Consider the following 24470-nt stretch of genomic DNA (forward strand, 5'->3'; position numbering starts at 1 on the left):
GGTTTTCGTCAATTTCAATGGGGCTGCTGAATGTCATTCAAAACCCTTCCTCGCGTGATTTCCTCTGGGGTCAAGTTTCTCCTGAACGGCCGCGAAAAGTCTTTCGTGGTGAACCGGGTCGAGGCGCGGGAGTTGGCGCGCAGCCGGTTTGCTGAGGCACTGCGCGAAGCGTTCCCTGGTGTCTCCGACAATGAAGTCGCCCGGCGGGCCGCGCCAGTGCTCGGGCGGTCAGAGCGGCAAATCCAGAACTGGCTATCCGGGATGAGCAGCCCGGTGATTGAGGACGTCTACACGGTCTGCGCGATCCTGGGCGTCTGGAAGACCATGGAAATCCTGACGGCAGATCAGACGCGCAACGACATTCTGGGGCAGATCGGGCAGAGATGAGCGGTATCGGGCAAGAATTCGGCGCGCTGTTGCACAGCGACTTGTCGTGTGCAGGGGCAGAGGCGGTTTCCGGCGCCCTAGGCTGGTGGCTGACAGTCAGCCTCGCGCATTTTGGCATCGGCGTCGCCGTCAGCTCGCTTGTGCTGTTTCGCGGGCTTTCTCATACCTGGCTGTGGCTTGGGATCGTCGGAATTTTTCTGAAAGAAGTTGCTGGCGACATTCCCAACAGCGGGTTTCAAGCAATCGTCATCCTGGACAGCCTTTGGGATCTGGCCTGTTACATGATCGGCTTCTTTGTTCTGTGGGGACTGATGATGTCAGGCGGGGAGGGCGAGACTTGAACACCCCGCCCAAGTTTCCTCGCGCCAAGCTTCGCGGCCTGACAGGCGACAACCACGACCGGGATCGGTTGGCGGTGTCGTTCGACCGGGAAGACGGCGAGACCGTGCGTCTGTCACTGACAATCAAGGATCTTAACGCCCTTGGCGAAATGACCGAATGGGCCATTCCGACGCTGACCGAGTCGTGGCGCCAGCGTGATGAGGCTCAGCGATGACGGACGCGAACCCTTTCCCAATCCGCCAAGTCGTCGGGCAGTTCGCAGTCAGCCGGGTCAATTCCATTCGACGGGTGGTAGCAATAACCGCGAACAAGATCTCCGTGAGCACCCGCGAGCCAATTGTATCGACCGAGAGTTTGATCTTCATGGGCGATTTCCCAGAGCTCGCCAATCATGGCAATCGTCCATGTGCCGAAGCGGTTCACGTGGCGGTAGAAGAAAACAGATTTCATCCTGCCTGGTCCTCAAATTGGCGGGATGGATACGCGCGGCGGGGTTGCAGCCCCATCGCGCATCCCGCGCGGTTACACGTTGGGGCAGGCTGGGTGGATTCGCAATGCGGTTCCCTGGCGCTGGGCGTCTCAGAACATTGCTCCGGTTTCTCCTTTCGTCGGAACGGTTCAGCGCGACGGGTTGGCGAGCCAGTCGCGCGTATTCGACATCGCCGGTTACTTCCCCCGCTGAACATCACGGGACAGTGGGCCCGACAGGGTGACAAACAAGATTGCACTGCGCGTCAGTACCGGCGGCCAGGCAAGGGTTCATTGCGGCTGACAAGTGCGGTTACCGGGGCGCGGGGCAGGCGCCAGAGGCAGGGCGGGGCAACGATCTCTTACCTACCGCTGACAACTAATCTTACGAGCAGTAAATCGAGGCGGGTCACATGAGCAACGAAGTTCACACGCTGGTTAAGCGCCGCGTTGTCGGCTCGCAGACGATGAAATCTGTTCTGCTCTACATGGCAGATGCGGCATCTGACGACGGATCAGGGATTTGGGTCAGCAAAGCCAACATGGCGCTGGATCTCGAATTCAAGAGCAAGCGGACCGTTCAGACGGCTATCGCGGACATGCTCGCGAAAGGCCTGGTGAAGGAAGTCGGTCAACGCAAGCACCATCACGGATACACGATCGAATACCAGATCAATCTATCGGCGGTCGCAGGGCTTCCAGAAACTCGGCCTAGCCTTACTGAGCGGAATCAGAGGGGTGCAGGAAATGCACCCGTTGCACAAAATGTAGGGGGTGCAGGAGATGCACCCGTGCAGGAGGTGCACCCCACGGGTGCAGCAGATGCACGTCAAGAGGTGCAGGAGATGCACCCAAACCATACTAGAACCATCCTTGAACCTTGTGTGTCGCCCGAGGCGCCACACACACAAGATTTCAACTTCGAGGATTTTCAGCGCGAGTTCGAGGACGTGTATCCGCGCCTTGGCGATGGCGAGGCGACCGAGGCTGAGCTGAGGGCAGCGATCGAAGCGGGGACCGCCCCCGCCAAGATCCTTGCCGGGGCCCGGGCCTATGCCGCCGAGCAGAAGGGCAACAAGCGACAGTACATCGCGTTCTCGGAAAACTGGTTGCGGGCCAAGCGCTGGGTGCAGCACGCTCCTGCATCGAAAGAGGCGGCGGACCCAGCAAAGGTGCTGGAGTTTCACGCCAACACCATCCAGGAAGGCAAGCCATTCCTCTGCCGGACAATCAGCGCGGCTGCGGCGCGTGAGTGCATCGCCGCCGGATTGGTGACCCTCGATCAATGCCGCGAAGCGGGGGTGCAGCTATGACATCGCCCCATTGCGACCCCCTCGCCAATGGCCGTGTGTTCGGCCAGGTCACCGTGACAGTGGATCTGGACGCGGGCGACTGCGTTGTGCGCGCGCCGCGTCAGGGCGTGGTTGCGATGGTGCCGCGATCAACCCGCTTTCACAGCCTCGACGAAATCCGCGGGGCCTATCAGGTCCAGATCGGCCGGGCCGCAACCGATCCGGTGGCAAAAGATATCGCTGCCGCCCTGAAATTTGCAGGTCAGCAGATCAAAGCCCACCAGGAGGGGACCTGACATGGAACGCATGACTGTCGCACAACTTCACCAGATGCAGGGCGAACAGCTTAAGGAAGACAAACGCCGCGTTCGAGGCGCCCAGCGCGTCGAGATCGACGGCGAGTCTTTCGATAGCAAGGCTGAAGCTGACCGCTGGAACCAGTTGCAGCTGTTGCAGATGGCCGGAGAGATTTCCGGGCTGCGCCGTCAGGTGGAGATCGGTCTTGTCGGTCGGGATGGTCCGATCATGACCGACAGCGGGAAGCGGCAGCGGGTTTACCGTGCCGATTTCGTCTACGTCGATCACGCGCTGGGCGCGCAGGTGATCGAAGACCGCAAGGGGCACGCAACCGACGTGTTCAATCTGAAAAAGGCGATCCTTGCGGCGCAGGGCATCGAGGTGCTGGTGACATGAGCGATCCGACCCGCCGGTTTGGGGGATCAGGTTGACTGATCTCGCACCGCCACTCCCAGAAAGCGTTGCAGAGATTGCCGAGGTGATCGGACGCGATCAGGCGCTGCATCTGATCGGATCGTTGCCGCAGTCCGGGTCACGCGCCTGGCGCGTCTGCGTCTACATCCCAAAGCGCCTGCCCGAAGTCGACCACCCGCTGGTGCGCATCCTCGGCTGGAATGATGCGAACAAGCTGGTCAGGGCGTTCTCCGGGATGATCCTGCAACCGTCGAACTGCCGCTTCATCGCACGGGCCGCGCGGGATCGCCGCATTCGGGAAATGGCGGCTGATGGACTGTCGGTCGGTGAAATCGCCCATGGCGTCAATTTATCGACCTATCGTGTTCGCGAGATCCTTGTCGGGGAAACCGCCAGAGGACGGGGAATGCGCTGCGCGTGATCATCGCGGCGAACCCTGGCGAAGGATCAAGGACCTATGAGCAGCAAGAACTTTGAAGCCTGCCTGAACCACATCCTGAAATGGGAAGGCGGCTATGTGGATCACCCGAAGGACCCGGGCGGGGCGACAAACCTCGGGATCACGCTTGCCACGCTGGCCAGGTATCGCGGCCGGGCAGTGACCAAGCGCAACGTTCAGGCGCTTAAAGTTGCCGAGGCGCGTCGGATTTACCGCAAGGACTACTGGAACGAAGTCAAGGGTGATGAGCTACCGCAGGGCCTCGATCTGGTTGCCCTGGATGGCGGGGTCACCTCTGGACCTTCAAAGGGCGCGAAGTGGGTGCAAAAGGGGCTGGGCGTAACCGCTGACGGCAAGGTGGGGATCAACACGCTCACCAGGGCCCGCAATGCCGGCGATCTGGTCGCGGTGATCCGGAAGGCCAGCGCCGCTCGCATGGGGTTCCTACGCAAGCTGCGCACCTGGTCGACCTTCGGGCGCGGTTGGGCGCGGCGGGTGGCCGATACCGAGGCCGAGGCGGTGGCGATGGCGACGCAGTCGGCGTCCCGGTTGCAGAAAGAGGCCGACAATGCCCAGGGCGCCGGTGCTCGCCAGGCCAAGGGCGCCCGCGCCACGCCGCTTGGCGGGGCAGGGGCCGCGCTGGCGGACCTGCCGGAATGGGCGCTGTGGTCGATTATCGGGGTTCTGGCGGTCTGCACCCTGATCATGGCGCTGAACGCAGCCCAGCACGCGCGCAGGGCCGCTGCCTATCGTGAAAAGCTGAGGGAGTTGACCAATGTCTAGGCCGTGGTGGCATCCAAAGCCGTGGTGGCTTTCAAAAACTCTCTGGTTCAACGCGTTAATGGCGATTGTGACGTTTGCCGTCGAGGTGTTGCCTTTATTGGATCAATTGGTGGCGTTGGGTCTAGCGCCTGAGATCGCAGCAAAGGCTAGGGTTGGACTGACCGTAGTCACTCTGGTTGGTAACGCCATCCTTCGATCGGTCACCAGTAAGGCCCTTTCGCTAAAATGACGGGCATTCTCGCATTCCTGATCAAGCTCAGCTTTGGCGGCATGGTCGACAAGGCGTTCACACACATGGAGCGCCGGGCCGAACTGGCAAACGACACCGAACGATTGAAGACAACGGCCACGATCGAGCTGGCGCGCGAGCTGGTGAATGAGGCCCAGATCATGGCGGAGTTCAACCGGGCAAAACTGGCCTTCCCGTGGTTCTGGGTGTTGGTCTTTGCGGTCGGTGGGCCGCTGATCCTGTGGGAGACCGCCGTGGTGTTCGACAGCATCCCTTACCTGCGCGACGTGTTCGGCGATCAGCAGGTGTATGACTTGCCGACGCCAGCCTTGCAGGAGGCATTCGCGCGCATGATCGAGTGGGTGTTCTACGTCGGCTCGGGCGTCGGTGTTTGGAAGACGCTGACGCGATGAGGTCCTAAGCGGTTGAAAAAGTGGGTCCTTCCCCCGGGGGTATCGTCTGTGGGTGGGAATAGGCGCAAAAAAACATGTGTGCGAGGGCGCGGGAAACGTGTCCTACTACTATTACTTGAGGTGGCAGAGTGGCCAACAATGTCGGGCGCGGGCGGACGCTGAACAGGGCTGAGACCGCCGATTATCTCGGGATCGCGATGACTACCCTCGACGATTGGGTTCGCCGGGGGTGTCCCGCTGTCCAGCGTGGCTCGCGCGGCAAGGCGAGACCGACACGGTGACCGTCACCGAGTGGGAACCTTTCGAGATTTCCATGGTGAGCATCCCCGCTGATCCGAATGTGGGTGTGGGACGTTCGGCGGGGGAACCGCCAGAGGAAGACCCCCCGCTGCCCGGCAATACTCAGCGTCAGGCAAACCCCAACCAAACAGAAGGATCGGGACATATGGAACGAATTCTCCGCAATGCGGCTGGCGACCTGGTCCGCGCAAAAGTGGATGAACAGGGAAACATCGTCGAAGTGCTCGAGGTACTGGAACGCGCCGCCGACACCCAGGCGCTGGTGCAACGCGGCACCCAGGCCGAGCAGCAGCGCACCGCGGACCTGCTTGAGCTGGGTGAACAGTATTCGGCGCAGGCGCTGGCCGCCGAGGCGATCCGCAACGGCACCAGTGTTTCCGACTTCACCACCGCGCTTTTGGAGCACGTCAGCAACTCCGACAGCGCCAACAGCCGGGGCAATCAGCCGCTCAGCGATGATGCCGGGGTCATCGGCATGAGCGAGAACGAAGCGGATCAGTTCAGCTTTGTGCGCGCCTTGCGTGCGCTGGCCAACCCCAATGACAGTGCCGCCCGCGAGGCTGCCGCGTTTGAGTTCGAGGCATCCCGCGCCGCCGAGCAATCGTCCGAGCGCGCCGCGCAAGGCATCATGGTTCCGGCCGATGTGCTGCGCCGGGCGCTCAACACCGCAACCACGGGGGTTGCGGCCGGGGACACTGGCGGCCATGCGATCGCCACCGATCTGATGGCGCAGTCCTTCATCGAGATGCTGCGCAACCGCTCGGTGCTGCTGGGCATGGCAACCCCGATGGGTGGTCTGGTCGGCAATGTGGACATCCCGGGCCAGGCATCCGGCGCCACCGCCTTCTGGTTGGGGGAAGATGACGACGCGGGCGAAACCGGGGCCGAGCTGCGTATGCTGGGTCTCTCGCCCAAGACGCTCGGCGCCTATACCGAGGTCACCCGCAAGATGCTGCAGCAAAGCTCGATCGACGTCGAAGCCTGGCTGCGCCGCGAGCTGGCGATTGCCATTTCCATGAAGGCCGACAAGACCGGGTTCTACGGCACCGGCACCGGCAATGAGCCGCTGGGGATCAAGAATATCGCCGGGATCAACGCGACACCCTTCGCTGCCGTGCAGCCGACCTTTGCCGAACTGGTGGATCTGGAATCGCAGATCGCGGCCGACAATGCCGACGTCAACACCATGGCCTATATCGGCAACGCCGGTTTCCGGGGCCACTGCAAGACCACCGAGAAGTTCGCGGGCACCACGGGTGCCACGATCTGGGAGCAGGGCAATACCGTAAACGGGTACCGGACCGAGATCACCAACCAGGTGGCGACCGGCGACGTGTTCCACGGCAATTTTGCCGACATGGTTGCGGCCATGTGGGGCGGGCTGGATCTGACGGTTGACCCCTACACCCACTCGAAAAAGGGCCGGGTGCGCATCGTCGCCTTCCAGGACTTCGACTTTGCCTATCGCCATGTCGAGAGCTTCGCCTACGGCGCCAAGCCTGCGATCTAAGCGATTGCCACAGTGACGGCGGCCCCCGGGCCGCCGCAATCCTTTACCTGAGAGACAGGAGGCCAGACATGGCTAACAAACAGATCGACATTGTGCTTACGGCGGCCATCGCCATCGGTGGCAAGATTCAACGCCCCGGCGCGGAACTGACGGTTGCTGAAGACTTCGCAAGGAGCCTGCTCGAGCGCGGCAAGGCGAAGCTGGCCACAGGCGAAGGGGATGGCGACGGTGATGACGAAGACAAGCCGCTTGATGCGCATACCGTGGCCGAGCTGCGCGAGATCGCCAAAGAGTACGAAATTGTCGGCGCGGACAAGATGAAAAAGCCCGCCCTGATCGAAGCCATCGAGGCGGCCGAGGCCGAGTAAGCGATGCCGCATCCCGATTGGGAGGATCTCTCCGACTTCTTCGACCCGGATGAGTTCGCAACAACGGCGATCCTCACCCGGGACGGGGCAGTGGTTGGAGAGGTCCTTGGCGTTTTTGATGACCCGAGCCAGGTCGCCAGCCTTGGCGACTATGAGCACGATCACCAATCGCCCCGCTTCACCTGTCCCGAGGTCGCGGTGGCGGGCGTCCAGGCGGGTGATGTGGCCGAGATTGAGGGCAAGACCTTCGATGTGATGAAGGGCCCGCAGCGCGACGGAACCGGGCTTGCATCCCTGATCCTCGCCGAACCCAACGTGATCTACAATGCTGGCCTTTGACATTGACGACACCCGGATCGAAGAGATCGCGCGCGAATTTGCAGCCACCCCGAGGCAGGTCGATATGGCGGGCAACCGGGCGGCCAAGCGCACCGCCGGTACTCTGCGTAAGATCTCGTCCAAGGGCTTGCAAACCGAGCTGGGGTTGAAAAACGCCAAGGCCATCCGCCGCCGCATTCGCGAATACCGCGTGGGCCGAGGGCGCAAAAGCCTTAAACTCTGGTATGGCGCCAATGATCTGCCGATCTCGGCCTTCAAGGGGCGGCCGCAGCGGGTGGCGGGTGGCGTCAAGTTCGGCGACACCATGGTTCACGGGGCGTTTCTGGCCACCATCAGCGGTCGCCGGGGCGTGTTCCGCAGAACCGGGCCGAATGCCTATCCCGTAATCGAGGCGACATTGCCGGTGGCAGATCGGATCATGATCTATCTCGAGGACGAGGTGTTCGTCGATATCGACACGATCTATTTCAAACACTTTCTGGCCGAGATCCGGGCCCGGACAATTTTGGGGGTAGGGGATGAGCGACGCAATTGATCTTGGCGCGGCGCTGGATACCGTTGTTGCGACAATCGCGGCAGAGTTCGACACGTTCAAAACGGTGGTGGCCGAGGATGAGAGCCGGAACGAACTGAAGGTTCCGGCCATCATCGTGCAGCTGTCGGAACTGGAACCGGCGCCTGACAATGACGCCCATACCGGGCAGTTTCCGTGCCTGGTGCGGCTCGAGGCGCGGGTGCTCCTCGGGCACCGCACCCCCAAGGTGCGGCGTGAGGTGGTCAAGGCGGCCGGGGCGCTGGCGGCATTCCTGCACAACAACCGGCTCGGCGTCACATGGGGCGCGGCGATGATTGTTGCGGTAGAGCCGGATGAGTTTGCGCCGCAGGCCGATCAGGTCGATATCTGGCGGGTGGAATGGGCGCATGAGGCGGATATCGGGCCGAGCTATTTTGTCAATGAGGGCACCACGCCCACGCAGGTGTTGACGTCCTGGGCGCCGGAGATCGGCCCTGACCATGTGGACGGTTACAAGCCGGAGGATCTGTAATGTCCGACTTTGCTTTGTCTCAGGCGATGCAGATGCTCGAGCGGCTGATCATGGTCTCGACGGTGGTTGAGGTCGATCGGGGCACTGCCCGGGCAAAAGTCGATTGGGGCAACGGGGCGCACAGCGACTGGCTGCCCATCGCTCAGCTCGGGTCGGAAGCGCTCAAGTTCTGGATTCCACCCGAACCGGGCACGCAGGTCATTGTTCTGTCCCCGGGCGGCGACACCACGCGCGGGATCATCCTGCCCGGGCCGTTCTCGAGCGCTCCGCCAGCGGGGAATTTCGAGGGCGAGATCACCGGCGAGGGCGATGTGATCGTAAGCGACATCAGCCACGTGACGCACGTGCATGGGGGGATCTCGCCGGGGCCGAGCGATACGACGGGGCCGAAGTAGTCTGGTTGGCTGAGGCACGACACAGCAAATTGTAACGCGAGTAATCCAAAAGCCACGTTCATAGGGCCTTTATTGCGGCCAATTGAAATGACGATCACAGTTTACGATTCAACCCTTGGTGGATAACGTGAAGCTCCATCCTCGCCTCAAACACCTGATGACGTTTGCCTAACGTCAACGGGTGGCCAGTGTGGCTTGCCACTCGGCAAACGTTTGCGATTGCGGTCAGAGCGGGCGAGATTGCCCCTAAAAAAAGGAAGTTGAAATATGTCTAATCCAACTGTGATTACTGCGGACATCATCGAGGCAAAGCAAATCAAAATCACCGGAGATCTGGATTCAAACAACAAACCGATAGTTTCGAGTGAAGGTGTGATCAACATTTTCGACGGTGAACTCAAGTTTTGGCCGACGCTGGATAGCGACACGGATTACGATGCGGACATGTACGCCCAGGGAAATATGTATCTCGGGGCTTCTGCCAGGGTCCATCTTCGGCCAGGCCTGCCTGGGCCTGGTCCCGAAGAGGGTCGCGTGACCGTTGGAGCAAAATCTGGCGTGAATTACATCCAATCTGGAAAGGACTTCAGCTCCACGGTTACCAACGACTTGGCCATCGGCGGGCCATCTTCAACCAATGGTATGCCATCAATAACGCCATGGCTGTATTTTCAGGCACCCAGCAATGGGGTTGGACAAGTCGATGTTGGTATCAATACCCGAAACCCAAAGGGGCACTTTCACATTCAAACATCGGAAGTCAGCGGTTCAAGTGCGAACTCCGGGGCAAAAAACTTTGTCATTGAAGAAGACGGTGCACATGCCGGGATGACGATTATTACCGACAACAGCCACTATGGCGAAGTGAATTTTGCGGACCCGCAAGACAACAACGTTGGCGGTATCTGGTACAGCCATTCTCAGGATTCATTGCACATCAGGGCCGGGAACGGCATTCAGCTAACGGTTCACGGCGATGGGACAATATCCATGCCAAATCTGCCAACATCTGCTCCTTCTGGGGCTGGAAAAATCTGGAACGACAACGGTGTCCTAAAGATTGTCTGAGTGTTTGGGGGCATCCTGGTATCGCGGATGCCCCCGAATAAACACCGAAGGCATAGTTCAATGCGCATTACTTGACTGGATAGTAGCTGTGCCGATTGCCTGGGCGCCGGATTAGTCCAGGGGAAACCGCCAGAGGAATAGGCGCGGGCAGCCAAGCATGATGGCGCCATGTACGGGATCAACGCCACCTCTGGCCGGATGCTCGGCGGGATCGACCATCTGCGCCAATCCATCCGGGATATTCTGACAACGCCGATCGGGTCGCGGGTCATGCGGCGCGACTATGGCGCGCGCCTTTTCGACCTGATCGACGCGCCGTATTCCTCGGCCACCAAGCTCGCGATCATCGCCGCCACGGCCGAGGCGATCATGACATGGGAACCCCGCATCGAGGTCGAAAATGTCACCCTTCGCACCTTTGAGCCCGGGCATGTGATCATCGACCTGACGGGCCGGTATCTGCCGGATGGGCGCGAGGTCTCGATCGAGGGGATCGAAATCGCATGAGCGCCTTTACCGCCATCAATCTCGACAAGCTGCCCTCGCCGCAGATCATCGAGCGCAAGGCGTTTGAGCCCATCCTTGCGGAACTCAAAGCCTGGTTGATCGCCCGCGAGCCCGGTCTTGCCCCGGTGCTGGAGCTGGAAAGCGAGCCGATCACCAAGGTTCTCGAGGCATGGGCCTACCGCGAAACACTCCTACGCGCCGAGGTGGACGATGCCGGGCGCGGCAATATGCTGGCCTTTGCAGGCGGCGCACAGCTTGACCATCTGGGCACCTTCTACGGTGTCGAGCGCGCCGTCATTCAGGCCGCAGATCTGGGTGCCGTGCCGCCGGTTCAGGCTGTTGTCGAAGATGACACACGGTTCCGCCAACGGGTGCAACTGGCCCTGGAAGGGTTCACCACGGCGGGCTCGCGCGGGTCTTACGTGTTCTGGGGGTTGTCGGCCTCGCCGCTGGTCAAGGATATCGCCATCGAATCTCCGGTGCCGGGCCAGGTTTTGACAACGGTTCTTTCCGCCACCGGCGACGGTGCACCCGACGCTGCCCTGCTGGATGCCGTCACGGCGCAGCTCAACGATGAAGACGTACGCCCGCTGACGGATCAGGTTGTGGTGCAGGCGGCGACTATCATCCCCTATGCGGTAGAGACCACGCTGACGCTCTACGAAGGGCCGGACGGGGAGGTGGTGCGGCAAGCGGCGGAAGCGGCCGCACAGGCCTATGTCGAGGATCACCACCGCCTCGGGCATGACATCACTGTATCGGGGCTGCACGCGGCCCTGCATCAGGCCGGTGTGCAGAACGTGGCTCTGACCAGCCCGGCCGCTGACATCGTGGTTGCGACATCCGAGGCGGCCTACTGCAGCTCGGTCACCGTGACGATCGGGGGTCGCTATGTCTGAACTGCCCACACTCCTGCCGCCAAATGCACAGCCGGTCGAGTATGAGCTTGAGCAGTTCTCCGCACGGCATCAGGATTTTGCCGCACCGATCCGGGTGCTTTGGAGCCCGGAAGACTGCCCTGCGCACATGCTGCCGTGGCTGGCATGGGCATTCTCGGTCGATGATTGGGACCCCGACTGGCCCGAAGAAACCAAGCGCAGCGCGGTTGCCGCCTCGATCGCCATCCATCGCCGCAAGGGCACCAACGGCGCCGTGCGCAATGCACTGGCCGCCTTTGGCTATGGCGCGGCGGCCATTGTCGAGGGCTATGGCGCATTCACCTACAACGGCGATCTGACCCATGACGGCTCGGAAGACTATGGTGAGCCGGATCATTGGGCCGAGTATCGCGTTTATCTCGAACGCCCGATCACCATCGATCAGGCGGACCAGCTCCGGCGCATCCTTGAGAATGTCGCCCCCGAGCGCTGCCACCTGAAGGGGCTCTATTTCTCCGAAGCCGCCCACCGCTACAATGGCGCCATCACTTATGACGGCGCGTTCACCTATGGAGCTGTCACGTGACAAACATCCCTGAAACGGCCCTCTGGCCGGATGGCATCTACCAGATCGAAACCACCGATCCCGTTCTGGGCGGCCCGCCGGACCTGCCGGGCAAGACCGGTGTGCCGAACGTCCCGTCGCAGCAGCTCGCCAATCGCACACTGTTTCTGAACCTGCTGCTGTCGGGCGCACACCGGACCATTCAGGCCGTTGCCAATGATCCGCCGCCTGTGCCGATTGTGGGCACCGTCTGGGTTGTTGGGGATACGCCCACCACCGCATGGGCGGGCCACGCAAACGAGATCGCGATCTGGGCCGGTGCGAGCTGGCTGTTTACCGCGCCTGTGAATGGCATGACCGTCACCGACGCGGCCGGGGCCGACTGGCGCTGGGATCAGACCGCCGGGCAGTGGGTCACGTGGAAAGCGGCCGCCGCTAAGGCCGGGCCGGTTCTGCTGGCATCGGAGGCCGAGGCGCTGGCCGGAACGGTGCTTGATAAGGCTGTGACACCGGCAACGCTGGCCAAAGCGCTCGGGAAAGGCGGCGACGGTCTGCCCTTGCACCTCGATCTTTCCAACGCAGGCGAGACCGCGCAGAGCATTCCTCAAGATGTGCCGACCCGGTGCGAAAACATGGTGCTCACTGATGGCAATCTCGCTGCGATGTGGGATGGCGCACGCTTCACGGTCGATGCGAACACGCTGGGCATTTATGGCGTTTTTAACCGTCTGAACACCTTTGGCGAAACCGGCGAAGGCGCGCAGACCTGGAAGAACGGAGCCAGAATCCAGGATTATCAGCTCTCGCCAAGCGCGGGCAGCGCGAACGTGGTGCCCTTTACGCATTTCGTGAAGATGCTGGTGCCCGGTGACTATCTGGAATTCTACCACAAGCATCAGTCGGACAGTGCCAAGGCAAACAACAACTCAAGCGCGCAGATCTATCGACTGCTGCCCTACACCCCTGTCGCATAAGAGGTCCCCATGACGATCAAGATCGAGGTATCGCTCGAGTTTCAGGCTACCGCCGCCCGCCTGCTACGCGAGGCAGGGTTCGCGCTGGACAGGATCGTGGGCAACGAGGTGTTTCTGACCGAGGGTGTCGCGGCCGAAGCCTACGCTGCCCTTGCAGACCTGCAAGCCGAGGCCGCCAGGGACGAACTGGCACAGGCCAAGGCGGACGCGCTGGGCGTGGCCCGACAGATCGCCGTTGATGTGCGCCAGCAGATCGCAGGGGCAGCAACGGTGCACCGGGCTTTGGCGTGGGCCGTCAAGATGCCCTACGCCATGGTCTGGGCCGCGCATGAGGCTGAGGGCGATCCCGATGGACCCTTTGCGCCCTTCGCCGCCGTGGCCGAGGCCGGGTTCCGGATCGAGGCGGATGTGACCGGCGAGACCGCCGTCGCGATCCGGGATCGGGCGATCGAGAAGAACCGCATGTTCTTCCAGGCCACCCAGCTTGTCGAAGGCATGGAGCGGCTGGCCGAGGATCGCATCCCGGCCGCTGCGGATGCGGCCGGGTTGCAGGCCGCGATCGCCGAGCTACAGACGCTCGAGGCGGCCGCCATGGACCAACTCGCCACGATCACCACAAGCTGACATGTGCCGCCCTGGATTTGAGGATCTGACGCCAATAGGGAAAAGGAGCCCATTGCTGCCGTTGCTCCAATTTCACGAGTTCGCAAACGAGGCATGATCGTTCGGCCCAATCCCGCGTTATCTCTAGACTTCACTGCCGAACAGAGCGGTATTCTCACTTCCACGGGAATCCGAAACGAGTGCGTTGCTATTCGAAATCGACTTTGACGCCTGCCATGCGAAAGATTTCGTTTGCGTAGAGGTAGTGCGACTTCCATTTTCTATCCCGCTCGGTGTCGCCCCCGAGGCTTGGCACCACTAGGCGTTTGATACCTGCTGCGACAATTGCTCGGGCGCAGTCCGCACAAGGATACAGTGAAGCATACATTGTTGTGCCGTGTAACGCCGCGCCCTTCGCAAGTGCCGAGCTAATGGCATTCCGCTCCGCGTGTTCCAGCATGAAGTATTTCCAATCTGGATCGCCCTCGATAGCCCGCAGGCTATCGGATTGTGACAACCCTAAAGGATTGGGGGGGGCGTTTACACCCTCTGACAATATCCGTCCATTGGCATCGACGATGACCGCGCCGACTTGACGGTGGGGATCGTGGCTGAACTCGTGGAGTTCGTTGCACCGTCGCAAAAAGTCGCTGTCAAGTTTCATCAGTTCCATGGCATATCGTTCGGAATAAGGAAGTCGAAGTTACTTTGAGAGGACCAAATGACGCTACTTGCGGGAAAAGAACTCGATAAAATGAAGTTCTTTCGAGAGGGTAACCCAAAAAAGCGCGCATCCAGCTTTGACCTCACGGTTGGCAGCATCTTCAACGATGAGGGACAAGAGATCGCCGGTCCATACAACCTGCAACCTAATGAGATGGTTCAGGTGACTTCCGCTGAGGTCTTTGGCCTTCCCGCTGACATTACCGCGCACGTATCCTACAAAACCAGCATGACGCACAAGGGTATTTGGGCCTTAACCGTTGGTGTCGTGGACCCGGGTTGGAATTGCCCAGTCTCCACTACCCTATTCAACTTCAGCAAGGTTCCCTTTGCGATCAGCAAGGGCGACGTGTTTTTGCGGGTTTCGCTCTTCAAGCATTCGCCAGTGTCGGAGCTCCAAGAGGGGCCTACCATTGAAGACTATGAAAAGGGAGTTCAGAAGACCGCCATGACGACCTTTGGGCGTCAGTTCTTGAATGCCGACAAGGTGGCTGAGAAGGCGGGAGAAGTTGCGATGGAAAAGATGCGCAATTCTGCGCTCACTTGGGTGGGTCTGGCTGCGCTTATTTTTGCGCTTCTGCAACTCGCTGTATCTTGGGTCTCGCCCGCTGTATTCGACGGCAGGCAGGCGACCTCGCAGTTGAGGGAAGAAATAGTTGAACTAAAGGCGCAGGTCGCGTCCCTCGCTGACAAGGTTCAAATCACAGAGGCTGCTTCGTCGGCAGGTGAAACGGCGCCGTTAGACAACGCAACTGATCCCGACGATACCAAGTCTGAGCCCACCAAGTGAAATGGCGGCATCCGCCGATGTAGGCTTGCGTTGGATCACAAATGCTCTGGTAGCCCGTAAACTCCCTCGGTGGAGCTGAGCAGCCCTACATGAGTGGTCCAGATTGAAAATTAGTGTATGATTGGCCTTTGGTCCATCGGTACGATTACTTCAGGCGCTGGTGGGCGGCAGCCCAGTGCACGGTGGTGTCGTTTGGTGTTGCAAGCTTCGCATTTGCAGCAGGCTTTTTTGTATTCAGCGAACGGCAGCTGGTGACCCCCACGGGGGAACCGCCAGAGGAAAGGCGGGGCGCGAGGTGCAACTTTCTGACCAGGAACAACATCCGAGCACGAGGTCAGAATGCCCGCATCCTTCCTTCATGGCGTCGAGGTCATCGAGATCGACGCAGGCCCCCGTCCGATTCAGACGGTCAAATCCTCGGTCATCGGCATCGTGGGCACTGCGCCCGATGCGGATGCCGCCAGATTCCCGCTGAACACCCCGGTTCTGGTCGCAGGCTCGCGCCTCGAGGCGGCGGGGCTGGATACCGTCGGCAACAGCGCCGGCTCGCTGCCGGGCGCGATGGACGGCATCTTTGACCAGATCGGCGCTGTGGTGGTGGTTGTCCGGGTCGATGAGGGCGTAGACGAAACCGCCACGCTGGCCAATGTGGTTGGCGGCGTGAACGCAGGCACCGGCAATTTCGAGGGTGTGCACGCGCTGCTCGGCGCCGAGAGCGTGGTCGGGTTCTCGCCGCGCATCCTGATCGCACCGGGGTATACCCATCAGCGCCCCGGCGATCTGGCAAACCCGGTTGTGGCTGAGCTGCAGGGCATCGCCGAGCGGCTGCGCGCCGTGGTGATCGCCGACGGGCCCAACACCACCGACGACGCGGCCCAGACGGCCGCCGGCGATTTTGGTTCGGACCGCATCTACCTGCACGATCCCTGGTTCAAGGTGCAGGTGGGCGCGAACATCGTCGACCAGCCCCCCTCAGCCCGCATTGCGGGGATCATAGCCAGGACCGACAACGAGATCGGGTTCTGGGCGTCGCCTTCGAACAAGCTGGTGAACGGCATCATCGGCACCGCGCGCCCGGTCGATTTCAAGCTGGGCGATGCCAATGCGCGCGCTAACCTGCTCAATGAGAACAAGGTCGCGACCACGATCCGGCAGAACGGCTACCGGCTCTGGGGCAACCGCTCGCTGACCGCCGACACCAAGTGGCATTTCCTTTGCGTGCGCCGCACGGCGGATATCATCAACGACTCGCTCTTGCGCGCGCATCTCTGGGCCGTCGATCGCAGTATTACCAAGACCTATGTCGAGGACGTCACCGAAGGCGTGAACGCCTATCTGCGCGACCTGGTGGCGCTGGGCGCGATCCTCGGCGGCAAGTGCTGGGCCGATCCCGATCTGAATTCGGCGGCCAACATCCAGCTCGGCAAGATATTCTTCAACTTCGATTTCACACCGGTCTATCCGGCCGAGCACATCACCTTCCGTTCGCATCTGGTGAACGACTACATTCAGGAGGTTTTTAACTGATGGCCGCCAATGACATCCTCAAATATCTGAACCTCTTCGTCGACGGTCGCGGCTATGCCGGAAAGATCGAAGAGTACAACCCGCCGGATCTGACGGTATCGACCGAAGAGTTCCGCGCGGGTGGCATGGACGCGCCGATCGACATCGACATGGGGCTCGAAAAGCTGACCTGTTCGTTTGTCCTGCCGTCTTATGACGCGGACGTTCTGGCGCTCTTTGGCGTCAAGAGCGGGGCAGCGGTGCAACTCACCGCCCGGGGCTCGCTGGAAAGCCGGGACGGCACCACCAAAGCCGTGCAGCACAAGATGCAGGGCAAGATCATCTCGCTGGCGCGCGGCACATGGGGCTCGGGCAACAAGCCCTCGCTCACCGTAACCGTGAGCCTGACCTATTACAGCGAGATCGTGGGTCAGCGCACGATCAACGAGATCGACGTCATCAACATGGTGCGGATCATCGACGGCGTGGATCAACTCGCCGAACACCGCGCCAATATCGGCCTGTAACGCCCGGTCAAGACAGAGGGACCCATGGACACCAAGACCCACCACACCGAGCAGCCCGACGGCTCGATGCTGATCGACTTCACCGATCGCCCGCTGAACCTGGACGGAACCGACGTCAGGAAACTGACCATGCGCGAGCCCACCGTCGAGGATCAGATCGCGGCCAGGCAACACGGCGACGATAGCGCCGAGGCCGAGATCGCCATGTTCGCCAACCTGGTCGAACTGGCACCGGATCAGGTGCGCAAGCTGACAATGCGCCAATATGTGCGGCTTCAGGAGGCATACGCGGCTTTTTTGTCCTGAGCCGCGAGCAGGTGCGGGTGGGCGTGCTGCGGCTCGCCCATTTCACCGGCTGGGGTGCCGCCGAGATCATGGCGATGCCGACAAGCCGGTTTGTCTGGTGGGTAGAGGGGCTGCCGAAAGATGAGTAAAAACCAGCGCCTCAACGCATCGATTACCATCGGCTCGGTTCTCGAGCAGTCGGTGAAGAAAAACATCGGCTTTCTGCGCTCCGGGCTGAACAAGGTCGGCGAGTCCATCAAGGACGTGGAGCGCCGCCAGAAAGAGCTGTCCAAACAGCGCCGGGTTCTCGAGCGGCAAGGCCAATCGGTCGAACATCTCGACCGGGAATATGCCCAACTCGAGCGCCGGTTGCGGGACCTGCGCCGCGCGCAGGAGCGCTGGAACCGGGCGGCTGCCGCATCCCGTCGGGTGGGGTCCACATGGCGCGACATGCGCACCGAGGTCGGCCGCACCAGCCGCGCCGTGGTCCTCGGCGCCACATTGGCCGGTGGGGCGGTGTTCGGGCTTGCGGCGTCAACGGCCAAGCTCGGCGACAATGTTGCAAAGACCGCGGACAAGCTGGGCATCGGCACCACCCAATTGCAGGAGCTGCGCTATGCGGCCGAGCGCTCGGGCGTTGCCACGGCCTCTTTCGACACCGCGCTCGAGAAGATGCAGAAGAACCTCGGCGAGGCGGCCGGGGGCACCGGTACCGCCAAGGACGCGCTGAAAGACCTCGGCCTTGCCGCCGAGGATCTGATCGCGCTCTCACCCGATGAGGCGCTTGGCATCATTGCCGATCGCATGAGCCAGGTCGAAACGGCGGCCGAGCGGGCCGCGCTGGCCAATGATATCTTTGGCCGCTCGGGCGTGGGCATGATCAACATGCTGCGCGGCGGTTCCAAGGGCCTGTTACAGCTTCGCGCGGATGCCCGCCGCACCGGCTATGTGCTGTCCGAACAGGCCGCCCGGGACGCCGAGGTGTTCCAGGACACGTTGCTCGACACCCAGCTTGTCATGAAAGGCCTCAAGAACACGGTGGGCGCCGAGTTGATGCCGGTCGTGACCCGGGCCATGCGGCAAATCGGCGACACGCTGGTCGAGAACCGGGAAGACGTGAAGCGCTGGGCGGATGGTTTTGCCGATTTTGTCGATCGGGCCTTGCCGGTGGTGGGCGAGATCGTCACCGGCATGGGCAAGGTTGGCGGGGTGATCGGCGGCGTGGTGTCGACCATGGCCGATCTGGTCGGCGGCTGGGAGAATTTTGGCATCGTCATCGGCACCGTGCTGGCCGGAAAGACCATCGCAACAGTGGTCAAGTTCGGCTCAGCAGTGTTCAGCCTTGGCCGCGCCATGTGGGCGCTGGTGGGCGCCGGGCCTCTGGTGGCCGGGGCGATCCGCGCGATCGGTGCGGCGATGATCGCAAACCCGATCGGCGCCACCATCGCGGCAATCGCCGGGGGCGCGGCGCTGATCTACACCAATTGGGAGAAGATCGAGCCGCATCTGAAACCGGTCATCGAGTGGCTGGGCGACAAGCTCCTGTGGCTCTGGGACACTGCCGCAAGGCCAGTGATCGACGGTCTGAAGGACGGCGTTGCCGGGATCGGTGAGGCGTGGGGCGGGCTGCAATCATCCCTGGGCGCGGTGCTCGACTGGATCGGCGAAAAGTTCGAGTGGGTGCTCGGCAAGATCCAACCGGTGACCGACGGGTTGAAATGGGTCAAGGAGACCGGCGGGGCGGTTCTGGGCAGTCTGGGCATCGGCGATACGCAAGTGTCCAGCTCGGCGGCCAATGTCAGCCAGGCCCCGGCAGGGGTGGGACCGAACCGCCGCTTTGCGCTGGGCGGGGCCTTCACGCGTGGTCCGATCATGGTTGGGGAGAGAGGCCCTGAGCTGCGGTTTGAGAACCGGGCTGGCTTCATCGCCAACACCCGCGCCTTGCAGCACATGTCCGACAGGGCCGCACAGGTGAATGCGCTGTTCTCCAAATCCGCGACACCGGCACGGGGTGGCGGCGGATCGGGCAGCGTGGTTCAGCACATCACCTACACGATCAACGCGGCCGGTGCGTCGGCGCAGGAGATCATGCGGCTGGTGGATGAGAAAGCCCGCAAGGCAGCTGGAAACGGGCTCTATGACCGCGCGTCCGCGATCGGGCCTTATGGGAGGTAGGCCATGGCCGACGTGATGCTGCAGCTCGGGGTTTTCCAGTTCTCGATCGACACCGCCACCTATCAGCGCCTGAACCGGTCCACCGAATACCGCTGGGCCCGGCAGCCACGCATCGGTGGCAATGACGCGATGCAGTTTACCGGCTACGGGCCCGAGACGATCGAGATCGAGGGGGTGATCTATCCGCATTTCCGGGGCGGCCTGAAACAGATCGACAAGCTGCGCACCCAAGGCAGCATTGGCATTCCCCTGCCGCTGATCTCTGGCATCGGCAAGGTGTTGGGCCTGTGGGTGATCGAGGCAGTGACAGAGGGGCAGGAGGTGTTTGCGGCTCAAGGCATCCCGCACCGGCAAGACTTCAGCATGAGGATGGCGCGTTATGACGGTGGTCTCAGATCATTTCTACGTCTCTAAAGAGGGCGACGTGCTCGATCAGATCGTGACCGCCTGGTACGGCGACACGGGCGGGCAAAAACTCGAGGCGGTGCTTGCCGCCAATCCCGGGCTGGCCGCATTGGGCGCGGTGCTTGGGGCAGGGGTGCGCATTGCCCTGCCGGATCTGGCATCCGACACCCAGACGGAGACCGAGCAGCTATGGGGCTGACAGACTTCCGGCCGCTTCTGCGCGTGGTGGTGAACGGCGCGCCGCTGTCGGCGCTGGTGTTCAGCCAGGTCTCGTCCGTGCGCGTCACCGATGTCGCGGGCTTTGTATCGGACACGGCCGAGGTGACCTTTGCCAATGTCTCGCCCGTGTCCCGCTTTGCCATGCCGGAACCGGGCGCCGAGATCGAAATTGCGCTTGGCAATCTGGGTGCCTTCAAGTCGATGGGCCTCTATATCGCCGATGAGGTCGAGGAATCGAGCCCGCCGCGCGCGATCACCGTGACCGGCCGCGCCAAGGCGCAAGGCGAGACGTCGAGTGGCTTCGCCCCGATCCAGCAGCAGAAAACCCGAACCTGGCCCGCCGGAATGACGCTGAAGGCGCTCGCCGATACCATCGTGGCCGAGAACAACCTGAAATCGGGTGTCACCGAGGCGGCGGCCGCGATCGTGCTTGGCCATATCGACCAGATCGACGAAAGCGACCTGTCGGTTCTGACCCGCGTCGCCCTGCTGCACGATCTGGTGGCAAAGCCGGCCGGTGGTCTGTTGTTTCTCGGAAGGCGAGGGGACGCGCGCAAGGCGTCGGGGGGATCAACACCCACCGTCGCGCTGTCCGAGGGCGACGTGTCGCACTGGACCATGCGGCGCGGGCTGGGTGAAGTCGCAGGCACCGTCATCGCCACCTATCGCGATCTGAACCTGAAACAGGACATCGAGGTCAAGATCGGCGACAAGGACCCGGTGCGTCGCTTGCGCCAGCGCTTCAGGTCTGAGGCCGAAGCCCGGACAATTGCCGAATCGGAGGCCCGTCGCGCCAGCCGGGCAAAGGAAACGCTCGAGATCGAGCTGCCGGGAAATCCGAGCATCGTCGCTGAGGGCAAGGTTGCGCTGACCGGGTTCAGCTCGGCAGCAAACGGGGAGTGGCTGGTGGTGTCTGTCACGCATTCGGTGTCAGAGGAGGGGTATGTGACGTCGGTGCGCGCCGAGCGGGTGGAGTAGGCTCAATCGAGGCAAAAAACACAGCGTTTAGTGCTGGTCATTCGCGAACTCCGTTGCGAGATCACGGCGGTAGTCGCCCAAGTGATTCCAGCTAGTTCCCGAGGCATGTCGCAAGCAGCCAAAATTCAGCGCTGCCTCATGCCAGGATGGCATGGCTTTTTATTCCGATGTGGGCCCGGCATTCGAAATTCAGACTGTACGCACGTCCGCCATAAATGCTTCCACCGTCAGTACGTGGTTTCGGATATTCTTAGAGTATTTGCTAATTTGACCTTCTGGCACAACAAGGCGGATACCGGCATCCGTTATCAGCTTAAACTGCGCCTCTGACACACCTTCTTGCAATGTCAGCAAATGACGCGTCGGCAGATCGGCGCATTCCTCGGTGACTTGCCGCCACCGGTCACGTAACGTCGTTTTCACTGCCAGCATGCGTACCCGCTGACGCGGGTACGCACTATCCAGATAGGCAGTCTCGTTTGGGAATAGAAAATCGGGATTGTTCCCAGCCTTTGGTTGGTAGGTGAAGTCCCGGTTTTCCTGAAACGCCTCTTCGATCAGGATTTCCCGCATATGCAATTCAAGCGACTTGCCAGAACGGGCTTTGCGACGTTGCAGGACAGTCTGCGCAGCGGCAAGGAAGTCGGAAATAGTGGTGAACCCCGCTTGGGCACGAGGAAGCTCCACAGCTTCTTCCAGCGATTGAAAAAGCTCGAACTCGCAATCCCGACGGCGCAGCAAGCGCTTGTCCACCGCCAGTTCATTGTCGGGCCGCAATTCGATGACTTTTTGAATTATCTCAGCGCCACTAGGAAACTTTGTAAGCCACTCCGGTGGTAGCTCTTGCCGTGCCAATCGACAATCTGCCCGGACTGCGGATTGCAGAAGCGCCAGAAAACCGCCATCGGGCGGCCATGTTGTCCAGCGACCTGGCTCGACGGGGCCGGTCTCGCGCTCGACCACGTCTTCTTCAACTTCATTCCGGCAAATCCAAACGTTGCAGGTTTCGGCGTCGCCGTTTTCGCCGAATCTGAACGCAAATACTGCGAGTGCCCCGGTACTCTCTGGATCAAGTATTGCTGAAGAGGCACCGCCGAAATTCGTAAGTCGCGTCTCGTCGCGAGGGCGCTTGGGTTTAGGAACCTTCCAGTATTTGTTGTTGTACCACGTTGCCGTAACTCGTCTGACATCCGGGTGGGAATCGACACTAAGCTCAATTTCGGCCTTTGCATTGGCGTGCGTGTGTTTCTCGAGCGAAGGAAAAAGCCGAAAGAACACTCTCTTGGGAACATATGGTCCGGCCTGATGAGATCCATTAGCCAGTGTGTCGTTGCCGGAAAGACGCTTCACATACCAAAAACAGCCCTCTGAGTGTTCGTCCAACCAGTCCGCCAAATCCATATTACTGCCCCTCAATCAAACTCGCCGGCAATCTCGCCCGTTTCTGCGCCGGACGCGAGCCACTCTTCGATTCTGTCTAAAGCCGTGGGTAGATCAAGACGCCCTTTACCCACAAGCGCACATTCCCACACGACAAATTGCCGCCAGTCCGACGCCAGAAGTGCAGCGGTTACTTCTTTATCGCGCTCAGCATTGCGAGCCAGCTTCGCTCGCCAGAATTCCGCATTGTCACCGCCGGGTTGCTTGAACCGCGGGCAATCGTGCTTGTGCCAAAAACAGCCGTGAACGAATACCGCTGCCCGGTATTTTCTCATCGCCAGATCGGGTTTCCCTGGAAGGGACGTATTTAGTCGGAACCGATAGCCCGCGCGATGCAGAACTGAACGCAACAGCCTTTCAGGCTTCGTGTCCCTCCCTCTGATAGCCGCCATATTGCGGCTGCGTGTTTCCCGGTCATGAACGTCTGTCAAGCGTCCCCAAGCGCCTCCCGCGCAGACTCGGTCACGCTTGCAACCTCTGCGATGTGAGGCAGCATCAACTGCGCCACATCTGTCGCTACGGGAGCGACAACGGCGTTGCCAAACTGCTTGTAGGCCTGCGTATCCGAAACTTTGATCTTAAACTTGCTTTCACCCGGCTTGTCGAATCCCATCAATCGTGCGCACTCACGTGGCGTGAGGCGACGGGGTGAGCCGCTGGGGCGGCGGATCAAGATTTCAGAGCCATCCTTGTAGTACCGTGCAGAGAGGGTTCTGGCCACGTCTTCAGGGCTGTTCAGTCCAAATCCGAAACCGTTGCCAGCCGCCCGGTGCTTTTCAGCATACCGTTGTAGGTAGTTCCACAAGTGTTGGGTCAAAACATACTTGTCCGACACTTTCGCCTTCGGGCCGGTCGTGAAATGCCCTTCGGCTTTTTCTGTTCCGTCTTCCGGATGCAGAATGGTGGACAGTTTGGGCCCGCTCAATGGGTCACGATCCTTTAAGGATTGCAGGCTGAAGCCCTTGATGCCACGTTCGCGCGGGAATCCTACAATGAAAATGCGCTGGCGGTGCTGCGGCACCCACGACTTGGCGTCAAGGATCATTGGGAAGATGTCGTATTTTAGTTCCTCTTCCAGTGTATGTCGGATCACACGAAAGGTGCGTCCCTTGTCGTGGTTCGCGAGATTACGAACATTTTCCAACAGGATGGCTCTCGGGCGGTGGTGTTCGACGATACGCGCCACATCAAAGAACAGATTACCTTGATCTTCACATGCAAACCCGTGAGGGCGCTTCAAGGCATTTTTTTTTGACACACCAGCGATGGAAAACGGCTGACAAGGGAATCCCGCCAACAAGACTTCGTGCTGTGGAATGTCAGTTTCGCTGACTTCGGTAATGTCGCCCGCAATTTCGTCGTCGGTTTCACCGTAGTTTTGCGAATAGGTTATGCGGGCGTACTTGTCCCACTCTGAGGTGAAGACGCATTCACCACCAACGCCGGTTTCCATGTCGAATGCGCGGCGCAAACCGCCGATTCCGGCAAATAGGTCAATGAACCGGAAAGAAGGTTCGCCAGCAGGTTTTTTCGGTGCAAGTTGGGCAGCAAGTAGTTTCTCAATTTCGGCAGGCTTTGGACCACCCTTGCCTTCTTCCCAGTTGTAGACGGTTCGGTTTGGACGACCAAGAAGCCCCGCGACTTCAGGGACACTCAGGCCTGTTTGTTCGCGAATCTCGGTGAAGTTCATGCCCCTGCTCCTTGTTATGCTCTGGGAATCTCAGTGCCATATTGGCAGGAGAACATCAAGTGAACGTAACCGATGACGAGGCATTATCTGGCGTTTTGCTGGCGGCGAGGCACAA

Annotated in this window: 35 protein-coding genes; 30 read left to right on the forward strand and 5 right to left on the reverse strand. The window is 60.9% G+C overall.

The window, feature by feature from the left end; genetic code table 11:
- The first annotated feature begins 30 nt into the window (after positions 1-30).
- Genes GOX53_RS17640 through GOX53_RS17650 form a run of 3 tightly spaced genes read left to right on the forward strand, consistent with a single transcriptional unit; the run spans position 31 to position 943 of the window.
- Positions 31-387 (forward strand): hypothetical protein, encoded by a 357-nt coding sequence (locus tag GOX53_RS17640; protein ID WP_171178627.1) that lies wholly within the window; start codon positions 31-33, stop codon positions 385-387.
- Positions 384-728 (forward strand): hypothetical protein, encoded by a 345-nt coding sequence (locus GOX53_RS17645; protein WP_171178629.1) that lies wholly within the window; start codon positions 384-386, stop codon positions 726-728. Before GOX53_RS17640 ends, GOX53_RS17645 begins: the two co-directional genes overlap by 4 nt.
- The gene (locus tag GOX53_RS17650) at positions 725-943 is read left to right on the forward strand and encodes a hypothetical protein (RefSeq protein WP_171178631.1); all 219 of its coding nucleotides are present in this window, start codon (positions 725-727) and stop codon (positions 941-943) included. The genes GOX53_RS17645 and GOX53_RS17650 overlap by 4 nt, the downstream gene beginning before the upstream one ends.
- Here the strand turns inward: GOX53_RS17650 and GOX53_RS17655 are convergent.
- Positions 934-1179, reverse strand: coding sequence for a hypothetical protein (locus tag GOX53_RS17655; protein ID WP_171178633.1), 246 nt, complete (start codon positions 1177-1179; stop codon positions 934-936). The genes GOX53_RS17650 and GOX53_RS17655 overlap by 10 nt on opposite strands.
- Positions 1180-1610: 431 nt before the next feature.
- Here GOX53_RS17655 and GOX53_RS17660 point away from each other — a divergent pair, with 431 nt between their 5' ends.
- The 19 genes from GOX53_RS17660 (at position 1611) to GOX53_RS17750 (ending at position 13638) form a co-directional block, all read left to right on the forward strand.
- On the forward strand, positions 1611-2510 hold the full coding sequence (locus tag GOX53_RS17660) for a hypothetical protein (protein ID WP_171178635.1): 900 nt from the start codon (positions 1611-1613) through the stop codon (positions 2508-2510).
- The gene (locus tag GOX53_RS17665) at positions 2507-2785 is read left to right on the forward strand and encodes a hypothetical protein (RefSeq protein WP_171178637.1); all 279 of its coding nucleotides are present in this window, start codon (positions 2507-2509) and stop codon (positions 2783-2785) included. Before GOX53_RS17660 ends, GOX53_RS17665 begins: the two co-directional genes overlap by 4 nt.
- 1 nt (position 2786) lies before the next feature.
- Positions 2787-3182, forward strand: coding sequence for a DUF1064 domain-containing protein (locus GOX53_RS17670; RefSeq protein ID WP_171178638.1), 396 nt, complete (start codon positions 2787-2789; stop codon positions 3180-3182).
- Positions 3183-3213: 31 nt separating this feature from the next.
- Entirely contained in the window at positions 3214-3621 is a 408-nt protein-coding gene (locus GOX53_RS17675; protein ID WP_171178640.1) for a hypothetical protein, read from the forward strand.
- A gap of 36 nt (positions 3622-3657) precedes the next feature.
- Positions 3658-4422 (forward strand): glycoside hydrolase family 108 protein, encoded by a 765-nt coding sequence (locus tag GOX53_RS17680; RefSeq protein WP_171178642.1) that lies wholly within the window; start codon positions 3658-3660, stop codon positions 4420-4422.
- Positions 4415-4651 carry a hypothetical protein gene (locus tag GOX53_RS17685; protein WP_171178643.1) on the forward strand — a complete coding sequence of 79 codons (237 nt, stop codon included), beginning with the start codon at positions 4415-4417 and terminating at the stop codon, positions 4649-4651. Before GOX53_RS17680 ends, GOX53_RS17685 begins: the two co-directional genes overlap by 8 nt.
- Positions 4648-5064 carry a hypothetical protein gene (locus GOX53_RS17690; protein ID WP_171178645.1) on the forward strand — a complete coding sequence of 139 codons (417 nt, stop codon included), beginning with the start codon at positions 4648-4650 and terminating at the stop codon, positions 5062-5064. The genes GOX53_RS17685 and GOX53_RS17690 overlap by 4 nt, the downstream gene beginning before the upstream one ends.
- Positions 5065-5509: 445 nt before the next feature.
- Complete coding sequence (locus GOX53_RS17695; RefSeq protein WP_171178647.1) at positions 5510-6874, forward strand: phage major capsid protein; 1365 nt, start codon at positions 5510-5512, stop codon at positions 6872-6874.
- Positions 6875-6942: 68 nt separating this feature from the next.
- On the forward strand, positions 6943-7242 hold the full coding sequence (locus GOX53_RS17700) for a Rho termination factor N-terminal domain-containing protein (RefSeq protein WP_171178649.1): 300 nt from the start codon (positions 6943-6945) through the stop codon (positions 7240-7242).
- 3 nt (positions 7243-7245) lie between these two features.
- Positions 7246-7581 (forward strand): hypothetical protein, encoded by a 336-nt coding sequence (locus GOX53_RS17705; RefSeq protein ID WP_171178651.1) that lies wholly within the window; start codon positions 7246-7248, stop codon positions 7579-7581.
- Positions 7568-8116 (forward strand): phage tail protein, encoded by a 549-nt coding sequence (locus GOX53_RS17710; RefSeq protein ID WP_171178653.1) that lies wholly within the window; start codon positions 7568-7570, stop codon positions 8114-8116. The genes GOX53_RS17705 and GOX53_RS17710 overlap by 14 nt, the downstream gene beginning before the upstream one ends.
- A complete protein-coding gene (locus GOX53_RS17715) occupies positions 8100-8627 on the forward strand; it encodes a hypothetical protein (RefSeq protein ID WP_171178654.1) in 528 nt (175 codons plus the stop codon). The genes GOX53_RS17710 and GOX53_RS17715 overlap by 17 nt, the downstream gene beginning before the upstream one ends.
- Positions 8627-9022, forward strand: a complete 396-nt coding sequence (locus GOX53_RS17720) for a phage baseplate assembly protein V (protein WP_171178655.1) — start codon at positions 8627-8629, stop codon at positions 9020-9022. Before GOX53_RS17715 ends, GOX53_RS17720 begins: the two co-directional genes overlap by 1 nt.
- 267 nt (positions 9023-9289) lie before the next feature.
- Entirely contained in the window at positions 9290-10090 is an 801-nt protein-coding gene (locus tag GOX53_RS17725) for a hypothetical protein (protein WP_171178656.1), read from the forward strand.
- Between the two features lie 168 nt (positions 10091-10258).
- A complete protein-coding gene (locus GOX53_RS17730) occupies positions 10259-10597 on the forward strand; it encodes a GPW/gp25 family protein (protein ID WP_171178657.1) in 339 nt (112 codons plus the stop codon).
- Positions 10594-11496, forward strand: coding sequence for a baseplate J/gp47 family protein (locus GOX53_RS17735; RefSeq protein ID WP_171178658.1), 903 nt, complete (start codon positions 10594-10596; stop codon positions 11494-11496). The genes GOX53_RS17730 and GOX53_RS17735 overlap by 4 nt, the downstream gene beginning before the upstream one ends.
- Positions 11489-12061 carry a phage tail protein I gene (locus tag GOX53_RS17740; RefSeq protein WP_217351827.1) on the forward strand — a complete coding sequence of 191 codons (573 nt, stop codon included), beginning with the start codon at positions 11489-11491 and terminating at the stop codon, positions 12059-12061. Before GOX53_RS17735 ends, GOX53_RS17740 begins: the two co-directional genes overlap by 8 nt.
- On the forward strand, positions 12058-13014 hold the full coding sequence (locus GOX53_RS17745; protein ID WP_171178659.1) for a DUF2793 domain-containing protein: 957 nt from the start codon (positions 12058-12060) through the stop codon (positions 13012-13014). The genes GOX53_RS17740 and GOX53_RS17745 overlap by 4 nt, the downstream gene beginning before the upstream one ends.
- A 9-nt stretch (positions 13015-13023) precedes the next feature.
- Positions 13024-13638 carry a hypothetical protein gene (locus GOX53_RS17750; protein ID WP_171178660.1) on the forward strand — a complete coding sequence of 205 codons (615 nt, stop codon included), beginning with the start codon at positions 13024-13026 and terminating at the stop codon, positions 13636-13638.
- A gap of 187 nt (positions 13639-13825) precedes the next feature.
- On the opposite strand, the gene GOX53_RS17755 is transcribed toward GOX53_RS17750, so the two are convergent.
- Positions 13826-14290, reverse strand: a complete 465-nt coding sequence (locus GOX53_RS17755) for a deaminase (RefSeq protein ID WP_171178661.1) — start codon at positions 14288-14290, stop codon at positions 13826-13828.
- Positions 14291-14338: 48 nt separating this feature from the next.
- Here GOX53_RS17755 and GOX53_RS17760 point away from each other — a divergent pair, with 48 nt between their 5' ends.
- From GOX53_RS17760 to GOX53_RS17795, 8 genes are all read left to right on the forward strand, one after another.
- Positions 14339-15130 (forward strand): hypothetical protein, encoded by a 792-nt coding sequence (locus tag GOX53_RS17760; RefSeq protein WP_171178663.1) that lies wholly within the window; start codon positions 14339-14341, stop codon positions 15128-15130.
- Between the two features lie 339 nt (positions 15131-15469).
- Positions 15470-16657, forward strand: coding sequence for a phage tail sheath C-terminal domain-containing protein (locus tag GOX53_RS17765; RefSeq protein WP_171178665.1), 1188 nt, complete (start codon positions 15470-15472; stop codon positions 16655-16657).
- Positions 16657-17163, forward strand: coding sequence for a phage major tail tube protein (locus tag GOX53_RS17770; protein ID WP_171178667.1), 507 nt, complete (start codon positions 16657-16659; stop codon positions 17161-17163). The genes GOX53_RS17765 and GOX53_RS17770 overlap by 1 nt, the downstream gene beginning before the upstream one ends.
- Positions 17164-17187: 24 nt before the next feature.
- A complete protein-coding gene (locus tag GOX53_RS17775; protein ID WP_171178669.1) occupies positions 17188-17469 on the forward strand; it encodes a phage tail assembly protein in 282 nt (93 codons plus the stop codon).
- A gap of 120 nt (positions 17470-17589) precedes the next feature.
- The gene (locus GOX53_RS17780; RefSeq protein WP_171178671.1) at positions 17590-19623 is read left to right on the forward strand and encodes a hypothetical protein; all 2034 of its coding nucleotides are present in this window, start codon (positions 17590-17592) and stop codon (positions 19621-19623) included.
- Between the two features lie 3 nt (positions 19624-19626).
- Complete coding sequence (locus tag GOX53_RS17785; protein WP_171178673.1) at positions 19627-20037, forward strand: phage tail protein; 411 nt, start codon at positions 19627-19629, stop codon at positions 20035-20037.
- Positions 20003-20227 (forward strand): tail protein X, encoded by a 225-nt coding sequence (locus GOX53_RS17790; RefSeq protein WP_171178675.1) that lies wholly within the window; start codon positions 20003-20005, stop codon positions 20225-20227. Before GOX53_RS17785 ends, GOX53_RS17790 begins: the two co-directional genes overlap by 35 nt.
- Positions 20218-21225 (forward strand): phage late control D family protein, encoded by a 1008-nt coding sequence (locus tag GOX53_RS17795; protein ID WP_171178677.1) that lies wholly within the window; start codon positions 20218-20220, stop codon positions 21223-21225. Before GOX53_RS17790 ends, GOX53_RS17795 begins: the two co-directional genes overlap by 10 nt.
- A gap of 189 nt (positions 21226-21414) precedes the next feature.
- On the opposite strand, the gene GOX53_RS17800 is transcribed toward GOX53_RS17795, so the two are convergent.
- From GOX53_RS17800 to dcm, 3 genes are read right to left on the reverse strand one after another with little or no spacing between them, the layout of a single operon-like run.
- Positions 21415-22626 (reverse strand): type II restriction endonuclease, encoded by a 1212-nt coding sequence (locus tag GOX53_RS17800; RefSeq protein ID WP_171178679.1) that lies wholly within the window; start codon positions 22624-22626, stop codon positions 21415-21417.
- Positions 22627-22637: 11 nt separating this feature from the next.
- A complete protein-coding gene (locus GOX53_RS17805; RefSeq protein ID WP_171178681.1) occupies positions 22638-23096 on the reverse strand; it encodes a very short patch repair endonuclease in 459 nt (152 codons plus the stop codon).
- Positions 23093-24355 (reverse strand): DNA (cytosine-5-)-methyltransferase, encoded by a 1263-nt coding sequence (gene dcm / locus GOX53_RS17810; protein WP_171178683.1) that lies wholly within the window; start codon positions 24353-24355, stop codon positions 23093-23095. The genes GOX53_RS17805 and dcm overlap by 4 nt, the downstream gene beginning before the upstream one ends.
- Between the last annotated feature and the right edge of the window lie 115 nt (positions 24356-24470).

The sequence above is a fragment of the Ruegeria sp. HKCCD8929 genome, assembly GCF_013031405.1.
Lineage (GTDB): Bacteria > Pseudomonadota > Alphaproteobacteria > Rhodobacterales > Rhodobacteraceae > Ruegeria.

Bases quoted from the DNA above. Each gene is read 5' to 3' on its own strand.
- GOX53_RS17700 (WP_171178649.1), top strand. From the start codon at position 6,943: ATGGCTAACAAACAGATCGACATTGTGCTTACGGCGGCCATCGCCATC.
- GOX53_RS17735 (WP_171178658.1), top strand. From the start codon at position 10,594: ATGAGCGCCTTTACCGCCATCAATCTCGACAAGCTGCCCTCGCCGCAG.
- GOX53_RS17780 (WP_171178671.1), top strand. From the start codon at position 17,590: ATGAGTAAAAACCAGCGCCTCAACGCATCGATTACCATCGGCTCGGTT.
- GOX53_RS17790 (WP_171178675.1), top strand. From the start codon at position 20,003: ATGACGGTGGTCTCAGATCATTTCTACGTCTCTAAAGAGGGCGACGTG.
- GOX53_RS17725 (WP_171178656.1), top strand. From the start codon at position 9,290: ATGTCTAATCCAACTGTGATTACTGCGGACATCATCGAGGCAAAGCAA.
- GOX53_RS17680 (WP_171178642.1), top strand. From the start codon at position 3,658: ATGAGCAGCAAGAACTTTGAAGCCTGCCTGAACCACATCCTGAAATGG.
- GOX53_RS17655 (WP_171178633.1), bottom strand. From the start codon at position 1,179: ATGAAATCTGTTTTCTTCTACCGCCACGTGAACCGCTTCGGCACATGG.
- GOX53_RS17705 (WP_171178651.1), top strand. From the start codon at position 7,246: ATGCCGCATCCCGATTGGGAGGATCTCTCCGACTTCTTCGACCCGGAT.
- GOX53_RS17685 (WP_171178643.1), top strand. From the start codon at position 4,415: ATGTCTAGGCCGTGGTGGCATCCAAAGCCGTGGTGGCTTTCAAAAACT.
- GOX53_RS17795 (WP_171178677.1), top strand. From the start codon at position 20,218: ATGGGGCTGACAGACTTCCGGCCGCTTCTGCGCGTGGTGGTGAACGGC.
- GOX53_RS17715 (WP_171178654.1), top strand. From the start codon at position 8,100: ATGAGCGACGCAATTGATCTTGGCGCGGCGCTGGATACCGTTGTTGCG.
- GOX53_RS17770 (WP_171178667.1), top strand. From the start codon at position 16,657: ATGGCCGCCAATGACATCCTCAAATATCTGAACCTCTTCGTCGACGGT.
- GOX53_RS17740 (WP_217351827.1), top strand. From the start codon at position 11,489: ATGTCTGAACTGCCCACACTCCTGCCGCCAAATGCACAGCCGGTCGAG.
- GOX53_RS17755 (WP_171178661.1), bottom strand. From the start codon at position 14,290: ATGGAACTGATGAAACTTGACAGCGACTTTTTGCGACGGTGCAACGAA.
- GOX53_RS17775 (WP_171178669.1), top strand. From the start codon at position 17,188: ATGGACACCAAGACCCACCACACCGAGCAGCCCGACGGCTCGATGCTG.
- GOX53_RS17695 (WP_171178647.1), top strand. From the start codon at position 5,510: ATGGAACGAATTCTCCGCAATGCGGCTGGCGACCTGGTCCGCGCAAAA.
- GOX53_RS17800 (WP_171178679.1), bottom strand. From the start codon at position 22,626: ATGGATTTGGCGGACTGGTTGGACGAACACTCAGAGGGCTGTTTTTGG.
- GOX53_RS17765 (WP_171178665.1), top strand. From the start codon at position 15,470: ATGCCCGCATCCTTCCTTCATGGCGTCGAGGTCATCGAGATCGACGCA.
- dcm (WP_171178683.1), bottom strand. From the start codon at position 24,355: ATGAACTTCACCGAGATTCGCGAACAAACAGGCCTGAGTGTCCCTGAA.
- GOX53_RS17720 (WP_171178655.1), top strand. From the start codon at position 8,627: ATGTCCGACTTTGCTTTGTCTCAGGCGATGCAGATGCTCGAGCGGCTG.
- GOX53_RS17785 (WP_171178673.1), top strand. From the start codon at position 19,627: ATGGCCGACGTGATGCTGCAGCTCGGGGTTTTCCAGTTCTCGATCGAC.
- GOX53_RS17660 (WP_171178635.1), top strand. From the start codon at position 1,611: ATGAGCAACGAAGTTCACACGCTGGTTAAGCGCCGCGTTGTCGGCTCG.
- GOX53_RS17645 (WP_171178629.1), top strand. From the start codon at position 384: ATGAGCGGTATCGGGCAAGAATTCGGCGCGCTGTTGCACAGCGACTTG.
- GOX53_RS17710 (WP_171178653.1), top strand. From the start codon at position 7,568: ATGCTGGCCTTTGACATTGACGACACCCGGATCGAAGAGATCGCGCGC.
- GOX53_RS17760 (WP_171178663.1), top strand. From the start codon at position 14,339: ATGACGCTACTTGCGGGAAAAGAACTCGATAAAATGAAGTTCTTTCGA.
- GOX53_RS17750 (WP_171178660.1), top strand. From the start codon at position 13,024: ATGACGATCAAGATCGAGGTATCGCTCGAGTTTCAGGCTACCGCCGCC.
- GOX53_RS17665 (WP_171178637.1), top strand. From the start codon at position 2,507: ATGACATCGCCCCATTGCGACCCCCTCGCCAATGGCCGTGTGTTCGGC.
- GOX53_RS17690 (WP_171178645.1), top strand. From the start codon at position 4,648: ATGACGGGCATTCTCGCATTCCTGATCAAGCTCAGCTTTGGCGGCATG.
- GOX53_RS17640 (WP_171178627.1), top strand. From the start codon at position 31: ATGTCATTCAAAACCCTTCCTCGCGTGATTTCCTCTGGGGTCAAGTTT.
- GOX53_RS17670 (WP_171178638.1), top strand. From the start codon at position 2,787: ATGGAACGCATGACTGTCGCACAACTTCACCAGATGCAGGGCGAACAG.
- GOX53_RS17730 (WP_171178657.1), top strand. From the start codon at position 10,259: ATGTACGGGATCAACGCCACCTCTGGCCGGATGCTCGGCGGGATCGAC.